This is a genomic window from Psychrobacter sp. UBA2514, from assembly GCF_002341255.1.
Taxonomy (GTDB): Bacteria; Pseudomonadota; Gammaproteobacteria; order Pseudomonadales; family Moraxellaceae; genus Psychrobacter; species Psychrobacter pacificensis.
This window is the reverse complement of sequence record NZ_DDNS01000014.1, coordinates 22,638-37,798: the sequence shown is the minus strand read 5'-3', so window position 1 is coordinate 37,798 and position 15,161 is coordinate 22,638. Positions and strand designations below refer to the sequence as shown.

Below are 15,161 nucleotides of genomic sequence, written 5' to 3'. Positions count from 1 at the left end.
TTTCAATAAGATAGCGTACTCCCACTCCTATCGCTACATCGTAGTACTACAGATTTTGATACATTCAGTGCGGTAGTCTTGTCTGATAAAAAATAAAGCTGAACTATTTTTCGCTATAACACTAATTCAGCCCCAAAATAGGAATCACCAAATCTTCTTCATCAGTGAGGTGTTGCGACAGTAACTCACTTGCATCCATTAAGCGCTGATGCAATTGCTCAACCAGCGCTTTATCTTCAGTATTGCTTGATGCTAGCCTGCTATTTAGCACTTGCAGCTCATTAAGCAGTGTATCCAAATGCACATGATCACGATCTAATATCTCAAACCCTGCTTTTAGTTGAGGGTACATGCGCATGAACTGTGGAAAGTAGCCTGTATCTTCAATATTATGGTGCTGATGTAATTTAAAAATATATTGATTAATCCGTGGTGAGATTTGTGAGCGGTATTCTAACCATTCAATATCACCTGAACGATAGGCATCACTGATTTGGATAAGAACGTGTTGGCGTTTACGTATGTCAGCGTGAATACTTAGCCAAAACGATGTCTTATAAACATAGTCGTTACTGAACCATTGATCTGGTGGCAGTTTGTCATACAAAAATAGCCATTCTGATTGTAATCGGCTCTCAGGGTGACGTGGCATAGACGCATCGAGCGTGTTATCTGCTATGGCATCATGATTTGATTTTGGGGTAGAAGCAGTCATAATCTTGTCCCTATAAATTATTTTGCTTATTCAATTTTCTCTATAAGTGCTTGAGTCGTTATCAATAAACCCTCTTTAAAGAACTTAGCTCAGAAAACGACATAGTAATTTATTAGATAAAATTCATTAGATGAACTAAAAAAATATTTAATTTAAGTGTAGTCTATATATAGTCTAAACATAGAAGATCAACGGTATCTTCGGTAATACGTTAGCAATTTTATGAATCATCAAAGTGAATAGCGTAAGACCCATGCGTTACACAACCTAGTCAAAACCATCCTCATTTTTGGCTAATGAGGCTGTAGGATAAGACGAATAATAAAGTCGCTCGGGCATTAGTAATCAGCTACTATTACCTTTAGTAGCAGCGCTTAAAATGTAAAGGATCATCATGTTTATCGAAGATAAAATTGCTCAAGAAAGTATGAATACCAAATTTTCTACACCTAAAATCATCTTTTTTGATATCGATGATACCCTGAGCCGTAGCGGTATCATCGCTGAACATAATAAAGCGACTCTTGAACAACTGGCAGACACTGATATCAAACTGGTGATTTCAACTGGGCGCTCCAAGGCCATATTGCCTGAGGATATCTTAGCATTGCTTGATGCAGATATATTGGATGCCATTATTTGTATGAATGGACAGTATAGCTTTGATAAAAAGGGCCGAATCAGCCACTATCCATTGTCAGATGAGCAAACAGATAAAATCGTGCGTCTTTGCCAGCAGAGCGACTTGATTCATAAGTTTGACTCTGCTACTCATATCGCATGGTCAGATGAAAACGACCGCTTGCGTGAATTCAATGCTATCACACCCAACTCTATTCTTGACCCTGAGTATTACAAGTCAAATATCGTCTATCAATGCTCAGTATTTTTTAATAATCAACAAGAAAAAATGCAAGATATCGACTTTGCGCAGTATGATTTAAAACTGGTGCATTGGCATCAAATCGGTGCAGATATATTGCCAATAGAGGCATCAAAAGCTCGCGGTATCAAAGATGTCTGCGAATACTATGCGGTAGATGTTAGCGAGTGTATGGCGTTTGGCGATGGTATGAATGACTTAGAAATGTTTGATTTGGTTGGGTTTGCCGTGGCGATGGGAGATGCTCAGCCCGCTCTGATAGAACGAGCAGATTTTGTCACAGGTACGATTGAAGAGTATGGTATCCAAGCCGTTCTTGAGCCGTTCTATACTGCCGCGTCCATCAAATAAATTCTTATTTGAGCATGTGTTACGTACCTATCAACATTCTGTCAAAGCGTCGTTGGACTACCATCAACAGTCATTGAATCTTCGGTGATAGCGGCGCTCAGTCATTGCGTCGCATCCTTTGCCATTCTGGTGTAGCTAATTATTATGTTAAGTTCCAAGTTCTTGGCGCTATTTGACGCTTGAACCTTCGCTTATCCTTATACTTGTAATAGCATAGGTCTATACGGCCATTACTTGTCTCACCCTTGGCAATACTCTAGAAAACCCACTCAGCATTGACTGTCTTTAAACCAATTTTCATTACTCATTTGATTCGTATTATTAGCGACCTTTATTAGCATAACTAAGCATCGTCTTGATAATAGCCCTTTAAATTGTCTAAAGTAATAACCATAATAGTTTTATTAGCGACATCAGGCATCGACTGCCTGATTATTTTTATCAACTTCTTGATTTGCATTATTTTTATCTAGGAGAAGTATTTTGACCCATTTATCATCGTCCCGTCCAGACAATCCAATTCGTATCGGACGTATAGTACCAAAGGCATTATTAGCGGCAGCTATTGGCTTGGCATTATCCAGCTGTAGCAATTCTGACAATGCGGCAGATGCTAGCGCTGCGGCGAGCACTGAGGCGCTCAATTTGTATAACTGGTCAGAATACATGCCACAAGAGATTTTGGATGGTTTTGAGGAAGAAACTGGCATCGCAGTCAATTATACGACGTTTGATTCAAACGAAGCGATGTACGCCAAACTTAAACTGCTCGATGATTCTAGCCAGTATGATTTGGCCATTCCATCGACTTATTATGTCGAAAAAATGGCCAAAGAAGGGCTACTGCAAGAGTTAGATAAGTCTAAATTAAGTAACTTTAAAAACCTCGATACGTCATTTACCAATACCAAAGTCGATCCTGACAATAAATACTCTATACCGTACATGTGGGGTAGCACCGGTCTTGCGATCAATGGCGATAGTGTCGATCCTGCAACTGTGAATAGCTGGAACGACCTATGGGATCCTAAGTACAAAGGTCAGGTGATGCTTACCAACGATGTGCGTGAAGTGTTCGGTATGGCGTTACTGACGCTAGGCTACTCGGGCAACAGTAGCAATCCTGATGAAATCAAAGCGGCTTACGACAAGCTTACAACGTTAATGCCAAACGTCAAAACGTTTAACTCTGATGCGACACGTATGCCGTACATCGAAGGTGAGACGTCTCTTGGCATGACGTGGAATGGCGAAGCGGTCATGGCGAATGACGAAGGTCTAACGAGCCTGGCTTATAAATATCCAACTGAAGGCGCTATCTTGTGGATGGACAACTTTGTCATTCCAAAAAATGCCAAACAGGTTGATGCAGCACATAAATTTATTGATTACTTATTGCGTCCTGAAAACGCCAAAATCGTGAGTGAAGAAATTGGTTATGCCTCACCAAACCAGGCAGCACGAGAGCTGATGGATGAAAGCGTTCGCAACAATCCGACGATTTACCCATCTAAAGACGTGTTAGCCAAAGCGGAATTCCAAGAAGATGTGGGCGATGAAGCACTACAAGTGTATCAACAATACTGGGATAAGCTAAAAACGGGGCGCTAATAGCCATGGTTTAATACCTTTAAAATAAAGTAAATCTTTAAGAAAAAACGCTGATCCTAAATGGTCAGCGTTTTTTGTGCGTTATAAATGCAAATCTGTCTCGCCGCCCTGCTCTTTCATCCGGCGCTGCTCACGGCGCTGATAACCCAGCCCAGATGCAGCAAACCAGTGTGGCTTAGAGGTTTGTAACAGATCACTCAATTGCTGCAACTGGGTTTGCAACGTCTGTGTTAACCAAAAATACCCCTGCCACTCAAATGCTAAGTGCTGCACACTTGGATATTCTGACACAGCAATACGAGTAATCGGGCGAAACACTTCATCGCTTGGACTTCGGAGTACCGCCGCCATATGCTGCATGGCTTGCGTTAATTCGTGCTGATAATGTATCAGTAACACGTGGTTTTCTTCATCAATTTCGATATTCGCCAAACGCGGAGCAGCGCTTAATAATAAATCAATCGTTCCGATAATATTACGATGGGTACGCTGAATGGTCTCTAGCGTCTCTTTTTCGATTCCTGACTCACTTGCTGTCGCGGCGATATGTGGACGCACAGCCAGCAGGCGTTTGTTGATTTGCTGTAGCGCTGTTACCAACTTCCTATCAACGGGTACTTCTTTAATAGGAAAGGCGATTGGGTTTGATTTTTGAGTAGCATTGTCCATTAACCCATCCGCTGCATCAATATGATGACCCACGCCAGCATAGAGACTGCTACAAGCGTCAAGATTACTACTCAATAAAAACCGCCACATCAACGTTGATTTGAGCGGTAAAATCAGCGTCACTGCTACCGAAACACCTGTACCCAGTAAGATATTTAGCGCGCGGTAGATGCCATCTTGACCGATGCTGTTGTGACCCAAGTCAGAGACAATCATCAACATAGTGATACCCGTTAGCAGCCCTGTATATCCGAGCTTTCTGACGGCTAAATAGCCAATGATGCCGCTTAATATACCGATAAGTGCATAATCGATCCATAGCCATGCACCTGCATTTTGAATGAACCACAGCACCCCAAGGGCCGTACCTATGCCTAATAGAGTACCCAAGACACGCTCTTTGGCTTTGGTATAGATAGCGCCTTGATACTGCAATAATCCCAAAATAATAAAAACCGTAATGGTGGTCCACTCACCATGCGGCAGGTTGGTGAGTTTATTGGCCAGTAACGCCAATATGACAGCCGTTCCTAAGCGAATGGCGTGCAAGACGTCGGCATGTTGATAGCGAACATAAGGCTCAGTAAATGGAGCAGTAATAAGCTGGTAAAGGGTTGATTTCACGCAAGGCTACTCTTTTTAGTGAATAAACGAGTTTTAGTGGATAAATGAGGTAAACGATAAAGCATATAGGGTACGCAAAAACATGCTAGCAGTCGAGCCTCGATTTACCAAGCATCACTCAAAAAAAACGCCTTTTGTCTGATAAAAGACAAAAGACGTTTACATCACAAACCACTAATAAATCGTGGAATCTAAATCGAGGTAATTATACTTCTAAAAAGTCTAGTATACCTTCTGCTGCTTCGCGGCCTTCCCAAATAGCCGTCACGACCAAATCAGAGCCACGTACCATATCACCACCTGCAAAAATTTTGGGATTCTGCGTTTGGAATTTAAAGGTTTGTTTTTCTGCAGCCAACACTCGACCAGAGCTGTCCATTGCCACTTGCTGCGACTCGAACCAATCAGCAGGACTTGGTCTAAAGCCAAATGCCATAATCACGGCATCACATGGGATAATCTCTTCAGAATTAGGAATCGGCTCAGGGCGCTGACGTCCGCGGTTATCTGGCGCACCCAGGTGCGTCGTGACTACTTTTACCCCATTGACCTTACCGTTTAAGCCAATGATTTCAGTAGGCTGGCGGTTGAATAAAAACTCAACCCCTTCCTCACGAGCATTGACTACTTCGCGGCGTGAGCCAGGCATATTTTCTTCATCACGGCGATAAGCACAGACGACTTTTTCAGCACCTTGACGAATACTGGTACGGTTACAGTCCATCGCTGTGTCACCACCTCCTAGTACGACAACTCTTTTGCCTTTAAGGTCGATGTACTCTTCGGCATCTTTTTCCCAGTCATTACAACGGTTGACGTTGGCAATCAGGTAATCTAATGCATCATAAACGCCATCTAGCTCTTCACCAGCAAACCCGCCACGCATATAGGTGTATGTACCCATGCCCATAAAGACCGCGTCATACTCAGCCAATAGCTCATCAATGGTGACGTCTGTACCGATCTCTGTCTCTAAGCGAAATTCCATACCCATGTCTTCAAAGATGACACGGCGGTTACGCATGACGTCTTTTTCCATTTTGAACTCAGGAATACCAAAAGTTAATAAGCCACCAATTTCAGGACGTTTGTCAAAGACGACAGGTTTGACACCATTTCTGACCAAGATATCTGCGCAACCAAGACCTGCTGGTCCTGCGCCAATGATAGCAACTTTTTTGTCTGTCCAAACAACTTCAGACATATCTGGGCGCCAGCCAAGTGCAAACGCGGTATCGTTGATATATTTCTCGACATTACCAATGGTCACTGCCCCAAAGCCATCGTTCAATGTACAAGCGCCTTCACACAAACGGTCTTGCGGGCAAACTCGTCCGCATACTTCAGGCAAGGTATTGGTGCGATGGCATAATTCAGCCGCTTGGAATATCTGTCCTTCTGTCGCCAACTTTAGCCAGTTAGGAATATAGTTGTGTACTGGGCATTTCCACTCGCAGTACGGGTTACCACACTCAAGACAACGATGCGCTTGCTGAGCAACAGCTTCGTTTTCAAAAGGTTTATAAATCTCAACAAACTCTGTTGAGCGCGTTGCAATGTCTTTTTTGGTTGGATCAAATCTCGGTACATCTAAAAACTGGAAGTTATTTTCTAAGCGTTTTGCCATGGTGCTATCTCTTTTATATAAGGCTCTTTTGCAGTGGGTGGCGACAGTCATGCGATGTGTTGTTTGTCTAAAATCAAAGACATATATCACTGCTGTCACGTACCTGCTGAAAACCTGTGAGTTAAAACGTCTCTAAAAACGGAACGCTGGCTACCCTAATTAAAGTCATTGTCGATTCCTCAATACGATCTCTTAAGACAATCGATTGACACGACCGACAATGACAAATCGGCTATTGTGGGTCGGCCATGGTAGTTTTAAGAAGACTTGCAATGTTCGCCGCTTTTGGCTTCACCAAATAGAATTTACGAACATAGTGCTCAAAGTCATCCAATATCGTCTGACCCCACGCACTGCCTGTTTTATCTACATGAGCTTCAATCACTTGTTGTAAGTGAATGCGATGCTCTTCTGTTTGCTCGCTTGAGATACGGTTGAGATCGATCAGTTCATGATTGCAACGATCAAAGAAGTCACCTTCCATGTCGAGTACATAAGCAAAACCACCCGTCATACCAGCGCCGAAGTTGAGCCCAGTACGACCAAGAATCGTGACGATACCGCCCGTCATATATTCACAGCAATGGTCACCTGTACCCTCAATGACTGCATGCGCACCAGAGTTACGGACGCCAAAACGCTCACCTGCGGTCCCAGCAGCATATAACTTACCGCCCGTTGCACCATATAGACAAGTATTACCGATGATGGCGGTTTCTTGTGCCGTAAAGTTTGAGTCTTTAGGTGGATAAATGACAATCTCACCGCCAGCCATGCCTTTACCCACATAGTCATTGGCATCGCCTTCAAGCTCGATATTTAAGCCGCCAGCATTCCACACGCCTAAACTTTGCCCTGCAGTACCTGTCAGGCGAAGCTTGATCGGCATATCGCTCATGCCAAGGTTGCCCCATACTTGTGCAATCTCACCAGAGATACGAGCACCAATAGAGCGGTCACAGTTGCCAACGAAATAGCTATAATCGCCGCCTGAGCCTTGGCGAATATTGACGAGCATATCGCGAATCATCTGCTCAGCGAGCAAGCCTTTATCAAACGGCTCGTTACGCTCCACCTGACACGTTTGGGCTTTGCCCACACTGGCTGGGTGACTAAATAGCAATGGCGTTAAATCAAGATGACGCTGCTTGTCCGTATTACCTTCTAAGATATCTAGCAAGTCAGTACGACCGACCAGCTCTTCCATGCTACGAACACCTAGCGCTGCTAACCATTCACGTGTTTCAGTCGCCACAAATTTAAAGAAATTAATCAGCATTTCTGCTTCACCAATGAAATGCTCATCACGCAGCTTGGCTTTTTGGGTAGCAACCCCTGTTGGACAGTTATTTAAATGACAGATACGAAGGTACTTACAACCAACCGCAATCATCGGCGTGGTACCAAAGCCAAAGCTTTCTGCACCAAGAATGGCAGCCTTGACGACATCCAATCCTGTTTTTAAACCACCATCGGTCTGAACACGTACCTTATCACGTAATCCATTCACTCGTAGAGACTGATGGGTTTCAGCCAAACCTAGCTCCCATGGCGAGCCTGCATGATGGATAGACGATAGCGGAGATGCTGCTGTACCACCATCATAACCTGAGATCGTAATCAAATCGGCATAGGCTTTTGCAACGCCTGTCGCGATCGTACCAACACCGGGACGCGACACCAATTTAACGGATACCAATGCGTCTGGATTGACTTGCTTCAAATCAAAAATCAGCTGCGCCAAATCTTCGATAGAGTAAATATCATGATGCGGCGGCGGTGAAATCAAGGTCACGCCTGGCACCGAATAACGCAAGCGCGCAATCAGCGCATTCACTTTACCACCAGGTAGCTGACCACCCTCGCCCGGTTTTGCGCCTTGAGCGACCTTGATCTGCATCACTTCTGCTGAGCGCAGATATGCAGGTGTCACGCCGAAACGACCAGAGGCCACTTGCTTGATCTTTGAGTTACGCAACGTGCCATAACGCGCAGGATCTTCACCGCCCTCACCAGAGTTTGAACGTCCACCGATAGTATTCATCGCCATTGCAATCGATTCATGTGCCTCAGGAGACAGCGCACCTAGTGACATGCCTGCTGAGTCAAAACGCGTCAAAATCTCAGAGATATCTTCAACATCATCGACATCGATACTGTTGTCAGTCTTTAGTTGCAATAAGTCACGTAAGGTCGCCACTGGGCGGCTATTGACTAGATTGGCATAATTCTGATAATTCTCATAATCGCCCGTACGTACTGCCGTATGCAGGCTGTTGATCACGTCAGGGTTAAAGGCATGGTACTCTTTATTGAAGACAAATTTGAGCAAACCGCCCTGATCTAGTGGCGCACGACGCTTAAATGCGTTGGCAGCCAGTTGCGCTTGGTCAGCGGCAAGATCTGCAAAGGTAGCGCCTTTGATACGGCTTTGTACGCCTTTAAAACATAGGCTCACGACCTCTTCAGACAGACCAACTGCTTCAAACAGCTGCGCACCGCGATACGACACAATGGTAGAGATACCCATTTTTGATAAGATTTTTAGCAAACCTTTATCCAAGCCTTTGCGGAAATTAACGCGGGCTTGAATTGGATCACCAAGCAACTCACCAGTCGCCACCAAGTCATCGATGACATCATAAGCCAAATATGGATACACACAAGTTGCACCAAACCCGATCAATACCGCCACCTGATGCGAGTCACGCGCCAGCCCCGTCTCGATGATGAGATTGGCATCGGTACGGATACCTTCTGCAATCAGGTAATGGTGCACGGCTCCTGTAACCATGATGGCATTGGCAGGTACTTTTTCTGCATCGATCTCTTTATCAGACAGTACGATCAAGGTATTGCCCGAACGGATGTTATCTGCCACTTCTTCGCAAATAGCAACGATAGCATCAGATAACTCTAAAGTACGGTCATAGTTCAGATCGACACGAGCCATCTTGAATGCTGGATCACCCAAGGTTTCAAGCTGCTGCATCTTGCTGGCTGACAAGACTGGTGATGATAAAATAATACGGTGAGCATCTCTTGCTGATGGCGCAAACACATTGGTTTCAGCGCCTAGGCAAGTTTGTAGTGACATCACGATTGATTCACGTAATGGATCAATTGGCGGGTTGGTCACCTGTGCGAACTGCTGCCGGAAAAAATCACCCACATGACGTATCTGCTGCGATAGTACAGCCATCGGCGTATCATCACCCATAGAGCCGACGGGCTCTTGGCCGTTTTCAGCATTAGGACGAATAATCTCTGTACGCTCTTCATTGGTGATGTGATACATCTTTTGTAAAGCTTTTAGCTTATCGCCACGGCACGCTTGCGCTGCTAAGGTTTCTTCTAAGCGCTCATCATCACGGACACGTGTCGCTTCTTCACGCAGCCACTTTCGATACGGATGCGCATTTTTCAGCAACGTTGCAACAGCAGTCGTATCCATCACTTGACCTGTCAACGTATCAATAACCAGCATTTGACCTGGGCCGACACGACCTTTTGCCAACACATCTTGTGGTGAGTAGTCCCAAACACCAACCTCTGATGCAACCGTGATATAACCGTTCTTGGTGGTCACCCAACGTGACGGACGCAGACCGTTTCTATCGAGCATACAGACAGCATAGCGTCCATCTTGGATCACAAGCCCTGCAGGACCATCCCACGCTTCCATATGCTGCGAGTAAAACTCATAAAACGCTCGCAAATCCATATCCATGCTATCGACGTTCTGCCACGCTGGTGGCACCAAAATCGACATCGCATGGAACAAATTCATACCACCAGACATTAGCACTTCAAGCATGTTATCTAGGCTTGATGAGTCAGAACCTGTACTGTTTACAAGCGGCGTCAATTCATTCAAGTTCGGCAGTTTGTCTGATTTGAGCTTTGGCGTGCGTGCTTTAGACCAGTTGCGGTTACCTGTAATGGTATTCAATTCACCATTATGAGCCAGATAACGGAACGGCTGTGCCAATGGCCAACGCGGCAAAGTATTGGTGGAGAAACGCTGATGGAAAACCACGATATGTGACGCCAAGCGCTCGTCTTGAAGATCCAAGAAAAATGCTGGCAGGTCTGATGGCATGACCAGACCTTTATAAATAATGGTCTGGCAGCTTAATGAACATACATAAAACAGCTCGTCATCTGTCAGGCGCTGCTCTGCTTTTTTGCGTGCAACAAACAGCTTACGGTTGAAATCTTCAGCAGCCAAGTCATCTGGCGCATTGACAAATACCTGCTTAAAATCTGGTAATGTCTCACGGCCGATCTCACCCACAATACTCAAATCAAGTGGCACATCACGCCAGCCAGCGACTTCTAATCCTTGAGCGGTAATCTCATCGCTCAATACTTGCTGGCTATGCTTGGCTTTACCATCATCCAAATTGACGAACACCATACCAACAGCAAAGTTGTCTGTGATTGCGAATTGCTGCTCATCAGCGATCTGTTTAAAGAAGTCGGTAGGCGTCGCTAATAGTAGACCGCAACCATCACCAGTTCTACCATCTGCCGCCACACCACCACGATGTGTCATGCAACTTAAACTATGAATGGCGGTTTTTACCAAATTATGGCTGGCTTCACCCTTAATATGAGCAATTAGACCAAAACCGCAATTATCAGAAAAATCATCTGGCGTGGCCAGGTGTGTTTGCGAGGAAATCATTGACATAGCTTGTCCTTTTAAGTAGACGGGCAACTTACATCTCCAATGCGGAGCATAAGCTGGTACCCGTAAGCAGAACGGGCTGATAGTGGATATTCGGATAGTTGAATTAGTAAATGGTGCGAGGCTCAATCAACATCATGCTATAAAAGCAAGTAACCCTTTGACCCTCTTGGTCATTAAGTAATGTCGTGACATATGCGTCATATATTAAAGACAGTGAATGGCAGCCCTTTGAAACAGAGTAATTTATACCCCCAAATGCCAATTGCCCAATCAGTAATACGTTATGTCGTTCGTTTAAGCATCGTGTGTTATGTCGTTATATCTAGCAATGAGAGCTGGACATCCAACCATTTAATAATCGTGCATGTGGTTCGTCTTGAATATCTGACGCTCTGTATTCAAGCGCCTTATTCACTCTAAAAAGAGTGACAATAAGAGAGGTTGCGTCACTTACAATGATCTTGATGTCGGTTATAAGTAGCCGCGCTTGAGACAACAAATTTCAGTAATAAACTCTATAAATGATAGATCTATCACTAAATGCTTGTTTAACAATAGTTTTTTACGATAACTATACAGAACGTCGCCCACAGTTATATTAGTTAATGATTCACAAAAAATCTAGTCTTTTCTATCGATTCATCAGCCATAATTTGTATATGGTCTCATTACTATTGGTTATAGGACGATTAAAAACCTATTAGAAATATAATATAAAGCGCCTATGTTAGGGTTACCTGAGGCAATGGATGATATCTGTCTACCTTGAATACTTTGCCCCAAAATAGCGACAGTAGCCACTAATATATTAAAAAAACGAAGTATAAAAAAACCCCACTAACCAATTAGCTAGTGGGGTTTTCAATAACAGAAAATGCGTATCAGTTGCTTTTGTCCTCTATTAACGACTTGATACTGTCACTATTATTTTTAGGCGCATTATTATTTTTAGGTGCATTATTATTTTTAGGTGCATTATTATTTTTAGGTGCATTTGCATTACTATTTGCCCCATTGTTGCTCGTATTGGGCGGTTTTGGCGCAGGTACAGCGGGTGGTTTTTTAGCGGTGCTATTATCTGCACCTGCTGTTGACGGCTTTTTATTTTCCTGCTTGGAGTTATTGGTATTACTTTGCGTTTGACTTGATGCCTCATCAGTTGATTGTGGCTCATTACCAACTGTGCGCTCTTCTGTGACAGATAATGTTTCAGAGGTATCTGCAGATTGACGGATGCTTTCTACTGGGGCGCTATCGTTAGAGGAACGTTGACTATCGCGACTCGTATTAGTGTTAGCGGCTTCTTGCTCATTAGCCGTATTGTTGACTGCTTGCGCTTGCTGACGTACTGGTATTTCACGCTTAGTCGGTTTTAGATTGACAGCGCGCGTGCGCTTCGTACTTAAGTCTTTTACTGGATCAGGACGCTCGTAGTTATCGATAATACTTACGTATCGATTGATTTCCTCCGGTAGCACACGTACATTGGCAGGCAGTTTAAAATCTGTGAGCTTTGTTGCCCCAACGGCCTCCTGTGGACTACTCATGATTCCGTAAGTCAGCATATAACGGACTTGATTTTCACTATCAAGATAGCGGAAATAAGCGAACTTATCACGATCTTCACGGCCTTCTAAATAGCTGACAATCACGTCATTTTCAGCGACATTCATCACCTGCACGGTCCACTTACCCTTGTTGGCAAGTAGATAGCGCTTGTCTTTAAACTCGTCAGGATAATTACGCAAGTCACGGACAGTCGTATCAAAACTAATCGGCTGTACATCGGTATCCAGCTCGTGAAGCGACTCGATTTTTAATGGTTGCTCAAACTCATCAGCCAACATTTGCGGTGCTGATACTGGTTCGTTTTCAATTTTGGCACCCATCGCTGGCGTTTGGCTTAGCATCCAGACTAACGCTGTCACAACACCTAATAGTAACGTCGCGACTAGCCAGATCAGGGCTTGACGACTGTATGATTGGCCAGCGGTACGCGTCTTCGATTTTGATGCTGCCATAGGAATATCCTTGGTAAAAACATATTTAAGAGCATTACACCAATGCTCATTCAAATAGAAGTGCAGTGAGTGCAGCCTATGAATCTGCTGTACATATCAAGTTTTAGTACGACTACTCACTAAAATTTTGATACATTATGCGCTGTGTTGTGACAATACTTCGAGCAACAGATCGTTATCGAAGTCATTGGTCACTACTGCACTCCCTATTGATTTTAACAAAATCAGCCGGATTTGTCCTTGTTTCACTTTTTTATCGTGTCCCATCAAGTCCAGAGCAGTTTGTACATCAATGGCAGGCGGTTTGGTTGGCAGGTTACCTAGCATCAAAACACGCTCAATGCGCTCAACCTCATCAAGGGTCAACCAACCAATTTTTTGGGACAGTTCAGCTGCTTGCATCATGCCCGCCGCTACCGCCTCACCATGCAACCAATTGCCGTAACCTTGATGGGTCTCGATCACATGACCAAACGTATGCCCAAAGTTCAACAGGGCACGCACACCTGACTCTCTTTCATCTTGAGCGACCACATCTGCTTTGTATTGACAGCAGCGCTTCACGGCTTCGCCAAGTACTGCCAGATCCAACGCCATCATTGCAGTTAAATTCTCTTCAAGCCATGTCAGGAATGCTTCATCCATGATAAGCGCATACTTGATAATTTCAGCGACTCCTGCTGACAGCTCACGTGCAGGCAATGTTTTGAGCGTACTCATATCAGCGAGCACCATTTGTGGCTGCCAAAATGCCCCAATCATATTTTTGCCTTGCGCATGATTGATGCCCGTTTTGCCGCCAACGCTAGAATCGACTTGCGATAATAAGGTCGTTGGAATTTGGATAAAGTTGACCCCGCGCATAAAACTTGCTGCAGCAAAACCTGTCATATCACCCACCACGCCGCCACCAAGTGCGATAAGCGTGACATCACGATTGAAATGCTCTGCCATTAGTGCATCATATATTTGGTCAATGCTTGTCTGGTTCTTATATTGCTCACCATCTGGTAACACGCAAACTTTTACCGTAAACTGCTCTGCTAGCTCGTCTTCTAAAGCTTGCAAATATAGAGGTGCCACGGTATCGTTAGTCACAATCAATACTTGGCAACCCTTAATATAAGGTGCGACTTGCTTTGCCATACTGCTGTCTTTTGACGTCGCATCTTCAGTAATAATGATTGGATAATCATGACTTTGCGTACGAACTGTTAAGCTATCATGAAACAGTGACGTTGCCATGAGACACTCCTTAAGCATTTATAATTGGGTAAAAGTAGCTGAGTATACCTACCTATCATATCAATAGCTAATATCGGTCTACTCTTTATTGTCTTTTGGTGTTGTGTCAGTACAATCAAAAAATGCGTTCAGCTGCTGCATTAATTGGCTGACCATATGACGCGGATAAGTGTGACCAGTGGGCATAATAATATGCGCGACCTGACGATATAATGGATCGCGAATACTATATAGATCTTGCAGTATTTTTCTAGGATTAGGCTGTTGTAAAAGAGGCCGTGACTTGTCTTTAGAAGTGCGGGCCATTTGCACATCGACTGGGGCATTGAGATAAACCACGATGCCACGCTGTCTTAAGAACTCTCGGTTTTCAGCAGCCAATACTGCGCCACCGCCAGTTGCCAATACAATTTGGGGGGCTTGAGTCAGCTCATCAATGGCACGTGTTTCACGCTCACGAAAACCCGCTTCACCTTCTTTGGCGAATATCCAAGCAATGTCAGCACCGGTTTGCGATTCGATATACCAATCACTATCTACAAAAGTGCGACCTAACTGCTTGGCCAGTAACTTACCGATCGTCGTCTTCCCCGCTCCCATCGGACCCACTAAAAACACCGACGGCAATTCCTGCACCATAATACTCACTCAGCTAAATTAGCTATCATACAACGTCATTGATATTCTGGCTAGTAATGCGCTGTGATTATTGTTAGTAA

9 protein-coding genes are annotated in these 15,161 nt (G+C 44.3%); 2 read left to right on the top strand and 7 right to left on the bottom strand.

Annotation, left to right across the window (positions count from 1 at the left end; translation table 11 throughout):
• Positions 1 to 121: 121 nt before the first annotated feature.
• Complete coding sequence (locus B3V51_RS05200) at positions 122 to 715, bottom strand: hemerythrin domain-containing protein (RefSeq protein WP_212564153.1); 594 nt, start codon at positions 713 to 715, stop codon at positions 122 to 124.
• 394 nt (positions 716 to 1,109) lie between these two features.
• Between B3V51_RS05200 and B3V51_RS05195 the strand changes: the two genes are divergently transcribed.
• Both B3V51_RS05195 and B3V51_RS05190 read left to right on the top strand, forming a co-directional pair.
• Positions 1,110 to 1,949, top strand: coding sequence for a Cof-type HAD-IIB family hydrolase (locus tag B3V51_RS05195; protein ID WP_286708084.1), 840 nt, complete (start codon positions 1,110 to 1,112; stop codon positions 1,947 to 1,949).
• Between the two features lie 483 nt (positions 1,950 to 2,432).
• A complete protein-coding gene (locus B3V51_RS05190; RefSeq protein WP_212564152.1) occupies positions 2,433 to 3,560 on the top strand; it encodes an ABC transporter substrate-binding protein in 1,128 nt (375 codons plus the stop codon).
• An 81-nt stretch (positions 3,561 to 3,641) separates the two neighbouring features.
• Here B3V51_RS05190 and B3V51_RS05185 read toward each other — a convergent pair whose 3' ends face one another.
• The 6 genes from B3V51_RS05185 to aroK form a co-directional block, all read right to left on the bottom strand.
• A complete protein-coding gene (locus B3V51_RS05185) occupies positions 3,642 to 4,853 on the bottom strand; it encodes an FUSC family protein (protein WP_186473585.1) in 1,212 nt (403 codons plus the stop codon).
• Between the two features lie 205 nt (positions 4,854 to 5,058).
• Positions 5,059 to 6,480: a glutamate synthase subunit beta gene (locus tag B3V51_RS05180; RefSeq protein ID WP_186473583.1), complete on the bottom strand. Its 1,422-nt coding sequence runs from the start codon at positions 6,478 to 6,480 to the stop codon at positions 5,059 to 5,061.
• Between the two features lie 232 nt (positions 6,481 to 6,712).
• Entirely contained in the window at positions 6,713 to 11,176 is a 4,464-nt protein-coding gene (gene gltB / locus B3V51_RS05175; RefSeq protein ID WP_186473581.1) for a glutamate synthase large subunit, read from the bottom strand.
• An 881-nt stretch (positions 11,177 to 12,057) separates the two neighbouring features.
• A complete protein-coding gene (locus B3V51_RS05170) occupies positions 12,058 to 13,197 on the bottom strand; it encodes a hypothetical protein (protein ID WP_071002934.1) in 1,140 nt (379 codons plus the stop codon).
• A gap of 135 nt (positions 13,198 to 13,332) precedes the next feature.
• Positions 13,333 to 14,442, bottom strand: coding sequence for a 3-dehydroquinate synthase (gene aroB / locus B3V51_RS05165; protein ID WP_186473577.1), 1,110 nt, complete (start codon positions 14,440 to 14,442; stop codon positions 13,333 to 13,335).
• A 78-nt stretch (positions 14,443 to 14,520) separates the two neighbouring features.
• The gene (aroK, locus tag B3V51_RS05160) at positions 14,521 to 15,081 is read right to left on the bottom strand and encodes a shikimate kinase AroK (RefSeq protein WP_093071072.1); all 561 of its coding nucleotides are present in this window, start codon (positions 15,079 to 15,081) and stop codon (positions 14,521 to 14,523) included.
• Positions 15,082 to 15,161: the final 80 nt, after the last annotated feature.

What these genes read in the sequence shown, in the direction of transcription:
- B3V51_RS05200 (WP_212564153.1), bottom strand. Translation starts at nt 715, where the DNA reads ATGACTGCTTCTACCCCAAAATCAAATCATGATGCCATAGCAGATAAC.
- B3V51_RS05195 (WP_286708084.1), top strand. Translation starts at nt 1,110, where the DNA reads ATGTTTATCGAAGATAAAATTGCTCAAGAAAGTATGAATACCAAATTT.
- B3V51_RS05180 (WP_186473583.1), bottom strand. Translation starts at nt 6,480, where the DNA reads ATGGCAAAACGCTTAGAAAATAACTTCCAGTTTTTAGATGTACCGAGA.
- gltB (WP_186473581.1), bottom strand. Translation starts at nt 11,176, where the DNA reads ATGTCAATGATTTCCTCGCAAACACACCTGGCCACGCCAGATGATTTT.
- B3V51_RS05170 (WP_071002934.1), bottom strand. Translation starts at nt 13,197, where the DNA reads ATGGCAGCATCAAAATCGAAGACGCGTACCGCTGGCCAATCATACAGT.
- aroB (WP_186473577.1), bottom strand. Translation starts at nt 14,442, where the DNA reads ATGGCAACGTCACTGTTTCATGATAGCTTAACAGTTCGTACGCAAAGT.
- aroK (WP_093071072.1), bottom strand. Translation starts at nt 15,081, where the DNA reads ATGGTGCAGGAATTGCCGTCGGTGTTTTTAGTGGGTCCGATGGGAGCG.